Consider the following 16,350-nt stretch of genomic DNA (forward strand, 5'->3'; position numbering starts at 1 on the left):
ATTACAAAACCACTTCAACCATTACAACATTTACAACCACTTCAACTAATAAAAACCCTAAAAATCCAGCTTTTTATCTACTTCGTTTGGTGTGCCTTGTTCCTGCTGATCGTACGCGCCGCAATCGATGGTGATTGTCAGCGGCGTTTTAGGCGGATCAAAATCTACATCTTTTTTGATACCTAGCTCCGGATTGGCGTACACCTTTTGCATGAATAAGGCAAATATAGGCAAAGCCGTGTTGGCGCCCTCACCAAGCCTTGTTGTCCTGAAATGGAAATCCCTGTCTTCGCAGCCGGTCCATACACCGGTTACCAGTTGCGGCACCATACCCATGAACCAGCCATCGGAGTTATCCTGGGGCGTTCCTGTTTTGCCGGCTACCGGGTTGTTGATGTGATAGGTCCATCTTAGCCTTGAACCTGTACCGTTTTCAATCACACCTTTCATCATATGGGTCATTACATAGGCTGTTTGCTCGTTCATGGCCTGGCTTATCCTTGGTTTGTGCGTATAAAGCACATTCCCCTTTTTGTCTTCAATACGAAGAATAAAAGTTGGCTCTGTCCAAATACCGTGGTTGGCAAATACAGAATAAGCACCGGTCATATCATATACTGAAGCGTCGAATACACCCAAACAAATAGAAGGATACGGATCGACACGTGAGGTAATCCCCATTTTCTTGATCAGGTTAGCTACCGGAACCGGTCCAACCTGTTTCATCACATAGGCCGTCACATAGTTTTGCGAATACGCTAAAGCAGTACGAAGCGTGATCATTCCCGGCTGCAGATCATATTGAGACTGTCTGGGCGTCCATGGGTCAGAGCCAGGTACATCAATAGTAACCGGCACATTATCCACCTTCATACAAGGTGAATAACCATTGTCGATAGCTACCGCGTAAGTAAATGGCTTAGCAGTTGATCCCACCTGGCGGGTGCCATTTTTAACCTGGTCATACTTATAATGCTCAAAGCTAATGCCGCCTACCCATGCTTTAATATAACCCGTTTTGGGATCCATACTCATCAAAGAATTACGCAAAAGCATTTTTGAGTATACAATAGAATCGATCGGCTTCATGGTCATGGTGGTGTCGCCTTTCCAAGTAAATAGCTCAACCTTCGTTGGGGTATTGAAATCCTTCCTGATCTCTTCAGGTGACATGCCTTGTATGGTATCTGCTTTATACCTGTCAGAACGATGCATCCCCTGGTCGATCAGCAGCTTGAAGTTTTTGATGCTTTTAGATAAAGTATAGCCATGCCAGTGATCATTAAACTGCACCTGAAGCTTTCTCATGTATTCTTCTTGCGCCTCTTCGGCGTATTGCTGCATGGTATAGTTAATAGTAGTATAAATTTTCAGGCCATCGCGGTCGAGGTCATAAGGTGTGCCGTCGGCTCTGGTGATCGATTCCTGGTCAAATATTTTCTGTATTTCTTTTTTTAGCACAGCTCTGAAATATGGTGCAGGGCCATCGGTATGGCTTATTGGGTTAAATTTCAAACCAAGCGGCTTGCTTTTGTATTTTTCCAGTTCGTCTTCGCTCAAAAAGCCTTGCTTAGCCATCAAGGGAAGTACGACATTGTTACGCCTGCCTAACGCCCTGTCTGGGTGGTTTATGGGTGAGTAGGTACTTGGCGCATTGATCATCCCCATTAGCAAAGCTGCCTGATCCGGAGTTAATTTATCCGGTGTGGTACTAAAATAGGTACGTGCTGCCGACTTAATACCATAGGTGTTATATGCACCGAAATCAACCTTGTTCAGGTACATAGTGATGATCTCTTCTTTGGTGTAATGCTTTTCCAATTGTACCGCTGTGATCCATTCTTTAAACTTCTGAGTCATGCGGACTAGCTTGTTGTGCGATGGTTGTTCGGTAAACAAATTTTTGGCGAGCTGCTGCGTGATGGTACTACCACCCTGTCTTTTAAAAATGTTTAGAAAGATAATGCTGAAAAGCCTGCGGAAATCAATACCGGAATGTTCCAAAAATCGCTCGTCCTCTGTGGCTATCAATGCATGGATCACATTGGGTGATATCTGGTTATAGGTGACGCTCGAACGGTTCTCTACATAATAAGTACCCATTACCTGTTTATCTGAGGAAATGATTTCTGATGCCTGGTTGCTTTTCGGATTTTCTATGTCACGGAAGGATGGGAGCGCTCCAAACACCCCCAGATAGGTCGCTACAATGACTAGCGTAACCAGTAAAAAACAACCGGCAACGAATTTCCAAATATAGCCGTTGTATCTTTTTGTATCTTCTTGAGTTAATTTAACTATCATTTGCTTGATCTAAATTCAGGGGTCAATATTAACTATTTCAATAATTGCTTTGGTAATATTCTATATAACTATCCAGCAAAATTTTATTGTTCAGCTTGTCTAAATTTTGTTTGGTGATGATAAAAAAGCTGTATTTATCCTTTGGCACCTTCATAATATCCGGCATTAGCGGAATAATAGCGCGGGCGTAAGCCTTTACTGCATCGAGGCTATAAAATCTGCCCACATAAATCAATTGATTATCATCGCCCACATCTTTCAACTGATGTACGATTGCGCCTTCCTGGAAGTTTGCCCGGTTAAACTGCCCGATGCCAAAACGCGACGATGCCAGGTTGGTGGTAGCCGTGCCCACATTTACCACAAAATAGTAATTGGTACTGTCGCTCATCGAGAAGATGGATGGCTTGGGTTTGGGTTTCACCGCTTCAGTAGTTGCCGGATTATTTGCTGAAGGGGTGGTAACCGGAGATTTTACAGCTGTGCTATCCGTTTTTTTCGCTTCTATTCGTTTTTGCGCAACTTGCCGCACCAGTTGCGAATTGTTATATTCTGCTATCTTGTCCTGTATGGTCGGTTCTTGCTTAAACGGAACCTCCGTTGTGTCATTATTCGTAAGAGCGAACGGGTAAGTTGCCATCTCGGCCATGTGGGCATCAATATAAGTCAGGTGCTGTTTTACCAATGGGGTGATCAATCGGTCATCAGGGTATTTATTAACTATCTGAACCAGTTCTTCCCTGAATGGCGCTAACCGTACCAAGTGCCCGTCGGATATGGCGCGCAAATAAGCCAACTGCGACGATAGCTTATTATTAGGGTAAACAACCATTAATGAGTCGATACGTTTGATCGTTTCTTTAAATTTCTTCTTAGAATAATTATCATACACATCGTTATACATGCCATTAAGCCCTGCATCTGCGTCGGTTATTTTTTTGCCGTATTCAGGGTCAATGATGGTTTTTGCAAAAGCGGTCTCCGGATAATTTTTCAGTACCAGGTTTTTATATTCATCTGCTTTAGGAATATCAGGCAGGTCGGTATACAAACGGTACAAGTTGTAATAAATAGCCGCCTTATCTGCAGAGTTTGGAAAACGTGTTAGCAGCAATTCGTAAACAGCTATTGCTTCTTTCTTATCGCCCAATATATCACGGTAAAAATTAGCTATGTCGAAATAGGCATTATAAATACGCAGATTGGACCGAGCCAGTAATTCAGGAGTAAGCGGCAAATCCTTAATTAATTGCTGCCTGTAATTCCCTGCAGAAACAGGCGCTTTACCCCCATTTGCAATCGACTGGTCTGTTGGCGCATCCGGGTCGACGCTTTGGGTAGTACCTAATGTACTACCAGCTACTATTCCTTTATTGCTTCGCCGCCAGTTATCTTCCAGTTTGCGGTTGCCCCATTGCCGTTTAAAATCAGTTACCCCCATGCTTAATGCATTTGAGTTATAAAAATAAAAACTGCTGGTACCGGATGTACCCGGTGAATTGCCTCCATTTGCTTGATTTTGTGCCGGGGCAGCTGCTGCGGCCTGTAATTGCAGGATATGCTTTTGAACCATGGCGTCGATACGGGCAGCCCTGGTTTTTTCATCCAGTTGGGCAAGCATTTGTAAGGTGTCTTCGCGTGCTATTATGCCATACTTATCGGCCAATACCTGCAGATTGTCTCTCTTTTTTTGCACTGACTGGTACCCCGGATAATTTGGTGACAGGCTGTACAACGTGCTGTCATAGTATTTTTTGGCGCCGATATAGTCTGCTTTGTTCTTAAAATTGATATCTGCTATACGGAGGTAGGAGAGTCCTTTCTGATTCTGATTTTTTCTGCTGTTGCGAACGGATAACTTATAGTTCTTAATTGCATTATCGATATCCTTGTTGGCAAAATATAGCTCAGCTATCTGGAAATATATCTGATCAATAAAATCCTTATTGTTCTCATTTTTGATCAGTGCCTTTAGCCTATCGATGCGATTTATTTTAACGCCGTTTGCAATATCTTCGAGCCTGATGCGGTTCAAATTAGCATTGAAGGCCATTTCAAACGAAGCGTTGCTGTTTGCTACTCGTATATAGTTTTTAACGGCCTCCGCATTTTTATTATTCAACTCCTGTATCTGCGCCAGGATGAATGTCCAGCGTAAGCGTTGTGCTTTGGTGTGGCAATAATGAATGGCTTGTTTGGCCGCCTCTTCGGCATCAGCATATTCCTGCACATTAATATCGTATTGCAGTTTAGTGGCATAAATATCGGCCAGGTAAGCTTTCTTTTTTGGTTTGATGCTTTGTATAGCTGTGTCAATCACCTGTTTGGCCTGGGCCATTTGGTTCATGTACATCAGCGACCTTGCTTTCCAGAATAAGGCCTGCTGTACCAATGGCAGCTTATCTGGGAACGAACGGGTTACATAGTTGAAATACTCCAGCGCCGAGAAATAGTCGCCGCCCAAAAAGCTGGCTTTACCTAAAACCAGGTAAGCATCGCCGATATAATGGCTTTGCTCTTTTATGTTGATAATCTTATTGGCCTTAGCCTTTGCTTCGGCAAGATCCTTATCCGGGGTCGGGGATTGAGGGGTTGTATCCTGGTATACGCTTAATATCTCATTATAGGAATCGACAAATGATAATGCATAACCGTCCTGCTTTTGCCTTAATATCTCATTAGCATTAAAAAGGATATTGTAGTGGGCTGTTAGATTTTGCAGACCGCGGTTCACGGCGGTTTGTTTTTGAAGTGCGCACCCAGCAACCAAAAACACAAAAACTATTAAGATAACTTGTACTGATACAGATGTTTTGGAAATACGCTTCAAAATAAAACCCAGGTTAAGAAAAGCATTGCTAATTTACTAAATTGTATGGAATAGGATTAATAAATTTGCAGATGGCTAAAAATGAACCGGATGATAAAGGCGATAACCCTATGAGCGCATATGCCAAGTATAGCAGCATGGGTTTTCAGATGATTGCCATTATTGGTATATTCACTTATGCCGGTTTAAAAATAGATGAGTCGGCTAATCATCATACAAAATGGGTAACCGGTATTATGTCTCTTGCCGGGGTTTTTATCTCATTATATATAGTTATCGTATCTTTGAAAAAATAATTTAGACTATTTATCACAATGAAGCTTGTTCCTTCAATACTGTCGTATTTGGGCGTTATGGTTTTGCTGACTATAATACCTGTTACTGCGCAGCATAATGGCTATGCCGACTGGCTGGTGCCAAATTTTTGGTTGATGTTTTTCTTTATATCAGTACTCACAATCGGGGTACTGGTGGCGTTGCTGATTGTATTGAAAAAGAACCAGGAGTATTATGCACAAACCTTCATGATATGCACTACGGTGAAAATACTGGCATGTTTGATTTTTATATTCCTTTTTATAGCAAAAAACAAGGTTGATAAGTACGTTTTCATAGCCGATTTTTTTTATGTTTATTTCTTAAATATGGCCTTTGAAGTTTATGTTTTGTTGCGTAACTTGCGGCACAAAAATTTAAGGTAGAAAACTTCAAATAAATGATAAACGGCTCGATTTTGAACTCAAAAATTTTTAGAATTTTCCTGTTTTGCGCGTTTTTTTTGATTCTGGGTGGATTTCCAAAGTTAGCATTCAGCCAGGAAAATGCCCCAGAAAGCAAAGAAAAGAAGTTTGATGCCAAAGAAACTATTCTTGAACACATAAGCGATTCTCACTCCTGGCCTTTTGCATTTCCTTTTGTAGAAGAAAAGCATATCCCGCTTCCTGTTATACTTTATACAGATAAGGGTCTGGATATTTTTTCATCTGGTAATTTGTATCCGGAAGGTACTGTATATAATAGCGGCAAAAACAGCTATAAGCTGGAAGGCAATAAAATTGCAGTGGTTGATGCTGCCGGAAAAATTGATGAAGAAGCCGGAAAGAAAGTGATGGACTTTTCTATCACCCGAAACGTGATTAGTATGTTTATGGGCGTTACCATTCTGCTGATTGTATTCCTGAGCATTTCATCTTCCTACAAAAAACGCCAGGGCAAAGCGCCAAAAGGTTTGCAGTCATGGCTGGAGCCATTGATTGTATTTGTTCGCGATGATATCGCTGTTCCTAACATGGGTCACAAGTATACCAGGTTTATGCCTTTATTGTTGACGGTGTTCTTTTTTATCCTGCTGAACAATTTAATGGGTATGATCCCATTTTTCCCTGGAGGCTACAATTTAACAGGTAACATTGCGGTAACAGCAGTATTATCTATTATTATATTCTTTGTAGTAAATCTAAATGGTAATAAACATTACTGGAAACACATATTTGTACCAAACCCGTGGTGGTTGTTCATCATCATGATACCGGTGGAAGTTGTGGGTATATTTTCAAAGCCAATCGCGCTGATGATTCGTTTGTTTGCGAACATCACTGCGGGCCACATTTTGATCCTGAGCTTAATATCGCTGATCTTTATCCTGAATACAATTTGGGTGTCGCCGGTTTCAGTTGTCTTCGTGGTATTCATGGATGCTATCGAGTTGCTTGTTGCATTTCTGCAGGCTTACATTTTTACATTGCTTTCGGCGCTGTTCATAGGAATGGCTATCGAAGAGCATCATTAATTGAATTAATTACATATTAATATACACGTTTAAATTATCAAACAATGACTGGAATGATTGGAACCTTAGTTCAGGCTGTAGGAATGCACGGAAACATCGGCGCACTTAGCGCTGGTTTAGCTGCTATCGGCGCTGGTATCGGTATTGGCCAGATCGGTGGTAAAGCTGTTGAAGCGATTGCTCGTCAGCCAGAAGCTATCTCTAAAATCCAAACAAACATGATCATCGCTGCTGCACTTGTTGAAGGTGTGGCTCTGTTTGCGGTGGTTGTGGCTGCTTTCCTCTCAAACTGAGGAAGAAAAGAATACCCGGAGCGATTGGCTCCGGGCTATTTAAAAATTTGAACAGAATTAATTTATTATAAAATATACTATGGATTTAGTAACCCCCAATATTGGTTTAGTTTTCTGGACAACCCTTTGTTTCGCAATTCTATTATTCTTATTAGGAAAATTTGCCTGGAAACCGATCCTGGCTGCTATCAGCGAGCGTGAAAAATCAATCGAAAGTGCGCTTTCAATGGCCGAAGCTGCCAAAGAAGAAATGGCACGTTTGACCAGCGAAAACGACGAGCTTTTAAAACAAACACGCATCGAACGCGATAATATCCTGCGAGAAGCTAAAAAAGTAAAAGATCAGATCATTGCCGAAGCTAAAGACGCTGCCAATGCAGAAGGTACCCGCATGATAGAACGTGCGCGTATTGAAATTGATAACCAGAAAGCAATAGCTATGGCTGACGTAAAAAACCAGGTAGCTACTTTATCAATAGAAATTGCTGAGAAAATCTTGCGCAAGCAATTCGAAGATCAGAAAAGACAGGATCAATTAGTGGCCGATCTTTTAAAAGAAGTGAAATTAAAATAGATATGAGAACTGAGATTTGAGATATGAGATTATGAGGCAAGCGATGTCTCACATCTCACATCTGATATCTCACATCTAAAAAGATATGTCTGAATTAACAGTTGCAACCAGGTACGCCAAATCATTGATCGATCTTGCGGTGGAACAAAAATCCCTTGAAGATACGAAAAAGGATATGGTGTTTTTTTCGCAAACACTAAAGGCCAATTACCAGCTTCAGGCTGTTTTGGCAAACCCGATCGTTTCCCACGATAAAAAGATCAAAATACTGCAAGCGATATTCGGAGGCAAGGTAAGCAAGATCACTGATTCTTTTTTTAAGATCATGATCAACAAAAGCCGCTCTGAAATTTTATATGCTACTTCGAAGGAGTTTGTCAACCAGTATAACGTGATCAAACACATTGTCAGGGCCTATGTAACATCGGCTACTCCTTTGTCAGCTGAAAATGAAAAGAAAATTGTTGCCGAACTGGAAGCAGCGACCAAGGGTACTATTGAACTGCATACCAAAGTTGATCCGAAACTGATAGGCGGATTTGTGCTTACAGTAGGCGACATGCAGGTAGATACCAGTATATCAGCAAGCTTGAATAAATTGAAACAGGATTTTGCCCGCGGGGTAAATCAATAATTTAAAAACAAAACTCTAATTAAATAAAAAATGGTAGAGGTTAGACCAGACGAAGTATCAGCAATATTGCGCCAGCAATTATCGGGCTTCAAATCAGAATCTGAATTAGAAGAAGTAGGAACTGTACTTCAGGTGGGTGATGGTATTGCCCGCGTTTACGGATTAACAAAAGTTCAATCAGGTGAGCTGGTTGAATTTGAAAATGGTTTACAAGGTATCGTATTGAACCTTGAAGAAGATAACGTGGGTGTGGTATTGTTGGGGCAATCTGACGAGGTGAAGGAAGGTGATACCATTAAACGTACTAACAGGATCGCTTCGATCAATGTTGGAGAAGGCATGCTTGGCCGTGTGGTAAACACATTGGGTGCGCCAATTGATGGCAAAGGTGCTATTGCTGGTAAAACTTACGAAATGCCTTTAGAGCGTAAAGCTCCGGGAGTAATTTACCGTCAGCCGGTAACCGAGCCTTTACAAACCGGTATCAAAGCTATCGACGCAATGATCCCGATCGGCCGCGGTCAGCGTGAGCTGGTGATCGGCGACCGTCAGACAGGTAAGACTGCAGTTTGTATCGATACCATTATCAATCAAAAAGAATTTTATGCAGCCGGTCAGCCCGTGATCTGTATCTATGTTGCTTGCGGACAGAAAGCTTCTACCGTTGCTAACATTGTACGTACACTGGAAGAAAACGGCGCTATGGCATATACTATCGTTGTAGCTGCAAGTGCCGCTGACCCTGCTCCAATGCAGTTCTTCGCTCCATTTGCCGGTGCTGCTATTGGTGAGTACTTCCGCGATACCGGACGTCCTGCTTTGATCATCTATGATGACCTGTCAAAACAGGCTGTTGCTTACCGCGAAGTGTCATTGTTGTTACGTCGTCCACCGGGCCGTGAAGCTTATCCTGGTGACGTATTCTACCTGCACAGCCGTTTGTTAGAGCGTGCTGCTAAGATCAGCCAGAATGATGATATCGCGAAATCAATGAACGACCTTCCTGAGTCAATCAAGGGTATTGTAAAAGGTGGTGGTTCGTTAACCGCTCTTCCAATCATCGAAACTCAGGCAGGTGACGTATCAGCGTATATCCCAACTAACGTAATCTCAATTACCGACGGTCAGATATTCCTAGAGTCGAACCTGTTTAACGCAGGTGTTCGTCCTGCCATCAACGTAGGTATCTCGGTATCCCGTGTAGGTGGTAACGCCCAGATCAAATCAATGAAGAAAGTTGCTGGTACATTGAAATTGGACCAAGCGCAATTCCGCGAGTTGGAAGCTTTCTCAAAATTCGGTTCAGACCTCGACGCAGCTACAAAAAACGTAATTGATAAGGGTGCCCGTAACGTAGAGATCCTGAAACAAGGTCAGTATTCTCCGGTAACTGTTGAAAAGCAGGTAGCTATCGTTTACGCAGGTACTAAAAACCTGATGCGTAACGTACCGGTGAACAAGATCAAAGAATTCGAAAGTGAATATACTACCCAGTTAGAAATGCGTCACCCGGAAACACTGGCTGCTTTGAAAGCCGGCAAACTGGACGACCAGATCACGAGCGTACTGGACACAGTTGCTAAAGAACTGGCAGCGAAGTATTAATTAGATATGAGATGTTAGATATGAGATTTGAGACTTCTCTTTTCTCATATCTGACAAAATAAATTAGATAATAGATTGGGTTGACGATGTAATCTCACATCTCATATCTCAAATCTCACATCTCAACAAGAATGGCTAATTTAAAAGAAGTAAGAAACAGAATCGCGTCGGTAACTTCAACGCAGCAGATCACCAAGGCTATGAAAATGGTTTCGGCTGCTAAGTTGAAACGTGCCACCAATGCTATTATACAACTGCGCCCTTATGCTGAAAAGCTGAAGGATATGCTGGCTAACCTTTCAGCAAGCCTGGAAGATGGTTCATCTCCGTTTTTGGAAGAACGCGTGCCAAAGCGCGTACTGATCGTAGTAGTATCATCAAACCGTGGTTTGGCCGGTGCCTTTAATACTAACGTGATCAAAACCACTAATAACCTGATAGCTGAAAAATACAGCGATCAGTTAAAAGCCGGTAATGTTTCTATCGTAGGTATTGGTAAAAAGGGGCAGGAGTTTTACCAGCGTCGTAAATACAACGTTATTGGTAATAACAATGAATTGTTCAGCGATCTTACTTTCCTGAATGTATCAAAAGTAACGGAAGCTATAATGGATGGTTTTTTGAAGGGTGAATTCGACCGTGTTGAGGTAGTTTATAACCGCTTTAAAAATGCTGCTGTGCAGTTCATTACTGTTGAGCAACTATTACCAGTTCCGAAGGCTGAAAAGCAGCAGAATGTAAATACATCTCAGGTTGATTATATCCTTGAGCCTTCCCAGGAAGCAATTGTTGAGCAATTGATCCCTAAGAACATCAAGATACAGTTATACAAAGCTGTGTTGGATTCACATGCTTCTGAGCATGGTGCACGTATGACCGCAATGGATAAAGCGACCGATAACGCAGGCGAATTGTTAAAGGCGCTGAAATTATCGTATAACCAGGCACGCCAGGCCGCCATCACTACAGAGCTTACCGAAATCGTGAGCGGCGCGGCAGCGTTGTCATCAAATTAAAAAAAAATATCATTGATATCGAAAGGCTTCTCGCAAAAGAGAGGCCTTTTTTGTTTGTCTACCCGCCCACCTTTGCATGCCCTGAGGCTATTGGGTGCCGACCATATTAATCAATAGATTCTCCGCCGTCACTCAGAATGACAAGTGTTATTGTAACAAAATCATCATCGTGGGTTACTATTTGCAGGGAAGTAGTATCAATTGGAAATCAATTAAATCTTACAATTATGAAAACAAGGGTATTGCTCGTTGTAGTAGCTGCTATTGCTTTATTCGCAGCATGTAAAGGGAAAGGATATTCCAGCGCAGCAGATTCTGCGAGAGTCTCAGCTGACTCTATATTAAACAAACCCAAATTGGTTAAGACTGTAGATATAAACTTTAAGGTTAAGAATGTCAGACAAACCGGCGATGCAATAGCTGTATTAGTCGACAAATTTGATGGATTGGTTACGCATCATCAAATGCAATCAACAACTGAGCGGTCGGAACGAATTCATTTAAATAACGATTCGCTGATGCTTGTCTCTGCATTTAATACAACGGCTAGTATGGCTGTAAAGATTCCTTCTGATAAACTGGAAGATTTCGTTAATCAGGTTAATCATATGGGAATTTATATCAATTCAAGCAAAATGGATGTTGATGACAGAACATTTGATTACCTGTCAACAGAACTGAAAGAGAATAATCGAAATGAGTTTGTAAATCAGCAGCTGAAAGCTGAAAAAATAACACATAAGCGTGCTGAAGAGTTATTAAAAGTAAAGGATGACATCGTTGACAAGCAAGTCACCAATTTAAAAACCGATTATGATGTAAAATATAGTACGGTAACCCTGAGCTTTTATCAAAGCGATACTATTCTAAAGGAAATTGTCGCTAATGATGACCCTTCAGCATATGATATACCTTTGAGTAAAAGGATGGGCCTGGCATTTGCCACCGGTTGGGCTGCTTTTATGGATGTGCTGGTTGTATTAATCAATTTTTGGGTGTTTGTGCCGATTGGATTATGTGTGTGGCTAGGATATCGTTATTATAGGAAAAGAATGCATTTAATAGATCGCCCTTTAGTATAAAATATTAAAACTAATGTCCGTTTTTCGGTAAACATTTCTATTTTTGTCAAAAAACATTAACCCTTAAGAATATGAGTTCAACAGAGCACGCTAACGACGAACGCCACTACATTTTGATAACCATAGCCATTGCTATTGGGCTGGTAGGAGTATATCTTCGCTTTGCCGGCGATGCACCTTATTATTCATGGATAGCTAATGTAATCCTGATCATTGGTGTTGGTATTGCGTTGAAGGGTGTGTTTGCCATTTTGAAGTAAAGAACTTACAACTCTATAAAACGAAAAGCGCTCAGATTTCTGGGCGCTTTTATTTTTAGTCTGTACTATGATCTAATTGATTTTTTGATAACTATGATTTTATTCCACCCGTGCTGCCGGAAACACCTTGCTTTTGGCCCGCATGTTAAGTAGCACCTTTTAAATAAGCCCTCTTGTATTTTTCTCAAGCCGTGTCAGTTAATTTTTTTAACTATTGCGGGTGTTACACCTTGACTGAACTTAGATTTACCTGATTAACCAATCGCCGGTCAACTGATTAACCAATCTTTAACCACTAATCACTACTTCGGCCTGTACTTCGAATCATTTAATATCTTTTGGGAATCTTTTTCTGCCATCAGTTGTGGCAGGCTCACTTCCGGATGCTTATCCATGTACTGGCGAACGATCTGCCAGCCTGTCCATAAGGCTAATTTAGGCGCTGCATCGTTTTTCTCGCCCAAACCAGGCGTGAACGGTGCTTCACCGAGGTACTTCTGTATCTTTGCAAAATCACTTTCATAAAGCAGGTTTTCCTCAAGGAAATACCCCCATATCTGCGATTTGAAATCTTCGCACCATTTTAGCTGCTTAGCGGTGTATCCTATTTTAGTGCTATCAGCTACATCAGGCAACATCATATCCATAAAATACAATACCTTTCCGTTATAGATCATTTTTGCGAGCAGGGTTTTATCCTGCTCATTTTCCGGGAACATATCTTCACGGGCAATGCCTTCAACTATTCGTGGTGCAATGTTGTCGGGCGTAAACCTGCGCGTAATATATCGTGGTAATGTCTCGGTTAAAGCGGGGTAGAACCTTGAATCAGCGCCTAAAAACATATCCAGCCCAACGGCAAAATAGTTATCGCCAATCGAAGTCTGCGCCTGGAAACCTGATAGGTAGGCATATACTCTGGGTAGTTTTTTTTGTGGGAAGTAGTATTTAATATGACGGAATGCATCGGTAACCTCTGCATTGGTTTTGTCCATGTTCGGGAAAACGGAATCTACATCGTGTTTCAAATCGCGATAACCATTGCCGGCAAACATTTCATGTAACTGCTTAAAGTAACCGGTGTCGCCTATCGAGCCGTATTGCATAATGCGTTGGATATAGTCGGCATAAAAAGGGCCATATTTTTTGAACATGGCAACAGCCTGCACATCCATCGGTTTTGAGCGCATTTCGTCAAGGTCGTGGTCAAATCTTTCGATCTTCACATTAACGTCAATATTGCTTACATCAACCTTTTTAGACCGGCCGCAGGCACTTAATAGTAAACAGCTGAGAAAAATTAGGTAAATTTGCTTTACTCTGATGTAATTGAAGACCATTTTTTGTCGTTTTAGCAAAAATATATTTTTCACCTGCATTAACCTAAGTAAATTGATATCTATACCATATGAAGATCGCGCTGGCACAATTGAACTATCACGTCGGTAACTTTGAATCGAATACTGCTAAAATCATTGACCATATACATAAAGCAAAACAGCAGGGTGCCGACCTGGTGGTGTTTGCCGAGTTGTGTGTCTGCGGCTATCCCTCACGCGATTTTTTAGAATTTAAAGAATTTATCGGCTTGTGCGAAGCTTCGGCAAAAAAGATTGCAACAGCCTGTCACGATATTGCCTGTATCATCGGTCTGCCAACTTTTAATGATAAGGCCGAAGGTAAGGATTTGAATAACTCAGCTTATTTTATTGAAAATGGCGAGGTAAAGGCGATAGTAAATAAAGCCCTGTTGCCTAACTATGATATTTTCGATGAATACCGCTACTTTGAACCATCCACCCAATTTAGCTGCATCGATTTTAAAGGGCACCGTATTGCTTTAACTATCTGCGAGGACCTTTGGAATACCATTGAAAATCCTTTATATGTGACCCGCCCGATGGATATGCTGATCAAAGAGCAGCCTGATGTGATGATCAATATAGCTGCTTCCCCGTTCGCCTACAATCATGACGAAGAGCGTATAGCTATTCTGAAGGATAATGCTTTGAGGTATCAGCTGCCATTGTTCTATGTAAATCATGTAGGTGCCCAGACTGAATTGATATTCGACGGTGGCTCGCTGATTTTTAATAACAAAGGCGAATTGGTAGATGAGCTGCCTTATTTTGGTGAGACCTTATCTCATTACGAGCTGACGGATAAATCGGAAGTAAAACTGCTACAGCCGTCAACAAAACGTAATACAAGACAAAGTGATATCGAGCAAATTCATCAGGCTCTGTTATTGGGCATACGTGATTATTTTTATAAGTCAGGGTTTAAGAGTGCGATTTTAGGTTTATCAGGAGGTATTGATTCAGCGGTGGTTTGTGCCCTGGCTGCCGAGGCACTTGGCCCGCAAAATGTGATGGCCGTGTTACTGCCGTCCCGCTTTTCGAGCGATCATTCGATAAAAGACGCTGAAGACCTGGTTAAGAACCTTGGCTGTAAGCACGAGGTCATTCCAATAAGACATGTGACCGAGGCTTTTGAGCATACACTGCATCCCCAGTTCAATAATCTGCCATTTAATATTGCCGAAGAGAATATTCAGTCGCGAAGCAGGGCTGTTATTTTAATGGCTATGTGTAATAAGTTTGGCTATATTCTGCTAAATACTTCGAACAAAAGTGAGGCTGCAGTTGGATATGGCACTTTGTATGGCGATATGTGTGGTGGCATATCTGTTATTGGCGATGTTTACAAAACGCAGGTATTTGAGCTTGCCCTGTACCTGAACCGGGATCGTGAGATCATCCCGGTCAATACCATTGTGAAACCGCCATCAGCAGAATTACGCCCTGACCAAAAGGATACTGACTCATTGCCGGAATATGATATTCTCGATCCAATCCTAATGCAATACGTCGAGAACCGGTGTTCATCGGGCGAGATCATTAAAATGGGCTATGACGAACAAACGGTGAGAAGAGTTTTGAGATTGGTAAATTTAGCAGAGCATAAACGTTACCAAACCCCACCGATTTTACGCGTATCGCCAAAAGCGTTCGGTATGGGGCGCCGTATGCCGATTGTAGGGAAGTACTTATCCTAAAAAACTAATGAAAATCTAATTTATAGATTAAACCATTTGAGCTTAAATTAGTCTAAAGGAATATTAAGGAAATTTTAGCCATGAAATCATCAATTTATCGCGCAATTGGCCTAGTGGCAATTACCGCATTATCCGCATGTAGTCGTTACGACTATTATACTGCTGGTCTCAACAAAACCAATATGAGCCAGTACCGATCTTTTGCATGGCTCTCTCCGCAAGGTAAAACTGAAGACCGTCCAACTGCAAGCGCGGTAGCCGATCTTAAAATTAAAGACGCCGCCGTTGCATCACTTACCAATAAAGGTTTAAGGATGCAAAAAAGTAACCCTGACCTGTTGGTGACCTACACAGCCAAAGTTGGATTGGGTTCTAAAACAGTTTATTATCCAACTTACTATGGCACCGGATTTTACCCTGGTTTCGGTATTGGTTATGGCTGGGGCTATCGTCCTTACTATTGGGGCTGGGGTGGTCCGGCATTTGTTTATTACGGCGGCATGACGGCAGTTGATAAAGAACATTATAAAGAAGGAACTATTATAATCGATCTGATTGATACCCGCAGCCGTAAAGTGGTATGGCGTGGTTTTGGAGTAGGAGAGGTACATCATGATGTTCAGAAGAATATCGATGACATACCAAAGATTGTTGAAGGCATTATCAATCAATTAAATACCGGTATACCCGGAAGTATACCCGGAACTAAGGCATCTTAACCCCCTGGTAATATTTATTGTTTTAATTATCCCTGCTATGTGGTGTGGCAGGGATTTTTTTATTTAAGGCCGGGTTTAATTTAATGGAAATCGCAGCAATAACAATATTATTACAGCGGGATTGGAATAATCATGCCCTCAAATGTAAATCCGGAGAGCCTTTTAATCGTGTAAATAAAAATGCTG

The 16,350-nt window shown here is 41.6% G+C and carries 15 protein-coding genes; 12 read left to right on the forward strand and 3 right to left on the reverse strand.

What is annotated here, in order from left to right; translation table 11 throughout:
• Window positions 1-57 precede the first annotated feature (57 nt).
• Complete coding sequence (locus Q3A68_RS12145; RefSeq protein ID WP_302901357.1) at window positions 58-2,304, reverse strand: penicillin-binding protein 1A; 2,247 nt, start codon at window positions 2,302-2,304, stop codon at window positions 58-60.
• A gap of 37 nt (window positions 2,305-2,341) precedes the next feature.
• A complete protein-coding gene (porW, locus tag Q3A68_RS12150) occupies window positions 2,342-5,080 on the reverse strand; it encodes a type IX secretion system periplasmic lipoprotein PorW/SprE (protein WP_489671733.1) in 2,739 nt (912 codons plus the stop codon).
• 125 nt (window positions 5,081-5,205) lie between these two features.
• On the opposite strand from porW, the gene Q3A68_RS12155 reads away from it, so the two are divergent.
• The 10 genes from Q3A68_RS12155 to Q3A68_RS12200 all read left to right on the forward strand — a co-directional run bounded on the left by Q3A68_RS12155 (window position 5,206) and on the right by Q3A68_RS12200 (window position 12,387).
• The gene (locus Q3A68_RS12155; protein WP_302901359.1) at window positions 5,206-5,430 is read left to right on the forward strand and encodes an AtpZ/AtpI family protein; all 225 of its coding nucleotides are present in this window, start codon (window positions 5,206-5,208) and stop codon (window positions 5,428-5,430) included.
• 18 nt (window positions 5,431-5,448) lie between these two features.
• On the forward strand, window positions 5,449-5,835 hold the full coding sequence (locus Q3A68_RS12160; protein WP_302901360.1) for a hypothetical protein: 387 nt from the start codon (window positions 5,449-5,451) through the stop codon (window positions 5,833-5,835).
• A 32-nt stretch (window positions 5,836-5,867) separates the two neighbouring features.
• A complete protein-coding gene (gene atpB, locus Q3A68_RS12165) occupies window positions 5,868-6,923 on the forward strand; it encodes a F0F1 ATP synthase subunit A (protein ID WP_302901361.1) in 1,056 nt (351 codons plus the stop codon).
• Window positions 6,924-7,006: 83 nt separating this feature from the next.
• Window positions 7,007-7,216: an ATP synthase F0 subunit C gene (gene atpE, locus Q3A68_RS12170; RefSeq protein ID WP_302901411.1), complete on the forward strand. Its 210-nt coding sequence runs from the start codon at window positions 7,007-7,009 to the stop codon at window positions 7,214-7,216.
• A gap of 79 nt (window positions 7,217-7,295) precedes the next feature.
• The gene (locus tag Q3A68_RS12175) at window positions 7,296-7,790 is read left to right on the forward strand and encodes a F0F1 ATP synthase subunit B (RefSeq protein WP_302901362.1); all 495 of its coding nucleotides are present in this window, start codon (window positions 7,296-7,298) and stop codon (window positions 7,788-7,790) included.
• A gap of 85 nt (window positions 7,791-7,875) precedes the next feature.
• Window positions 7,876-8,424, forward strand: a complete 549-nt coding sequence (atpH, locus tag Q3A68_RS12180) for an ATP synthase F1 subunit delta (protein WP_302901363.1) — start codon at window positions 7,876-7,878, stop codon at window positions 8,422-8,424.
• Between the two features lie 30 nt (window positions 8,425-8,454).
• On the forward strand, window positions 8,455-10,029 hold the full coding sequence (gene atpA, locus Q3A68_RS12185; protein WP_302901364.1) for a F0F1 ATP synthase subunit alpha: 1,575 nt from the start codon (window positions 8,455-8,457) through the stop codon (window positions 10,027-10,029).
• A gap of 131 nt (window positions 10,030-10,160) precedes the next feature.
• Window positions 10,161-11,045: an ATP synthase F1 subunit gamma gene (atpG, locus tag Q3A68_RS12190; protein WP_302901365.1), complete on the forward strand. Its 885-nt coding sequence runs from the start codon at window positions 10,161-10,163 to the stop codon at window positions 11,043-11,045.
• Window positions 11,046-11,182: 137 nt separating this feature from the next.
• Window positions 11,183-12,127, forward strand: coding sequence for a DUF4349 domain-containing protein (locus Q3A68_RS12195; RefSeq protein WP_302901366.1), 945 nt, complete (start codon window positions 11,183-11,185; stop codon window positions 12,125-12,127).
• A 71-nt stretch (window positions 12,128-12,198) separates the two neighbouring features.
• Entirely contained in the window at window positions 12,199-12,387 is a 189-nt protein-coding gene (locus tag Q3A68_RS12200) for a hypothetical protein (protein ID WP_302901367.1), read from the forward strand.
• Window positions 12,388-12,689: 302 nt separating this feature from the next.
• On the opposite strand, the gene gldB is transcribed toward Q3A68_RS12200, so the two are convergent.
• Complete coding sequence (gene gldB / locus Q3A68_RS12205) at window positions 12,690-13,727, reverse strand: gliding motility lipoprotein GldB (protein WP_302901368.1); 1,038 nt, start codon at window positions 13,725-13,727, stop codon at window positions 12,690-12,692.
• Between the two features lie 68 nt (window positions 13,728-13,795).
• Here gldB and Q3A68_RS12210 point away from each other — a divergent pair, with 68 nt between their 5' ends.
• Both Q3A68_RS12210 and Q3A68_RS12215 read left to right on the forward strand, forming a co-directional pair.
• Window positions 13,796-15,445 (forward strand): NAD+ synthase, encoded by a 1,650-nt coding sequence (locus Q3A68_RS12210; RefSeq protein ID WP_302901369.1) that lies wholly within the window; start codon window positions 13,796-13,798, stop codon window positions 15,443-15,445.
• Window positions 15,446-15,525: 80 nt separating this feature from the next.
• Entirely contained in the window at window positions 15,526-16,164 is a 639-nt protein-coding gene (locus Q3A68_RS12215; protein WP_302901370.1) for a DUF4136 domain-containing protein, read from the forward strand.
• Window positions 16,165-16,350 lie beyond the last annotated feature (186 nt).

Origin of the sequence: Mucilaginibacter tolerans (assembly GCF_030519375.1) — a bacterium.
Classification (GTDB): domain Bacteria; phylum Bacteroidota; class Bacteroidia; order Sphingobacteriales; family Sphingobacteriaceae; genus Mucilaginibacter.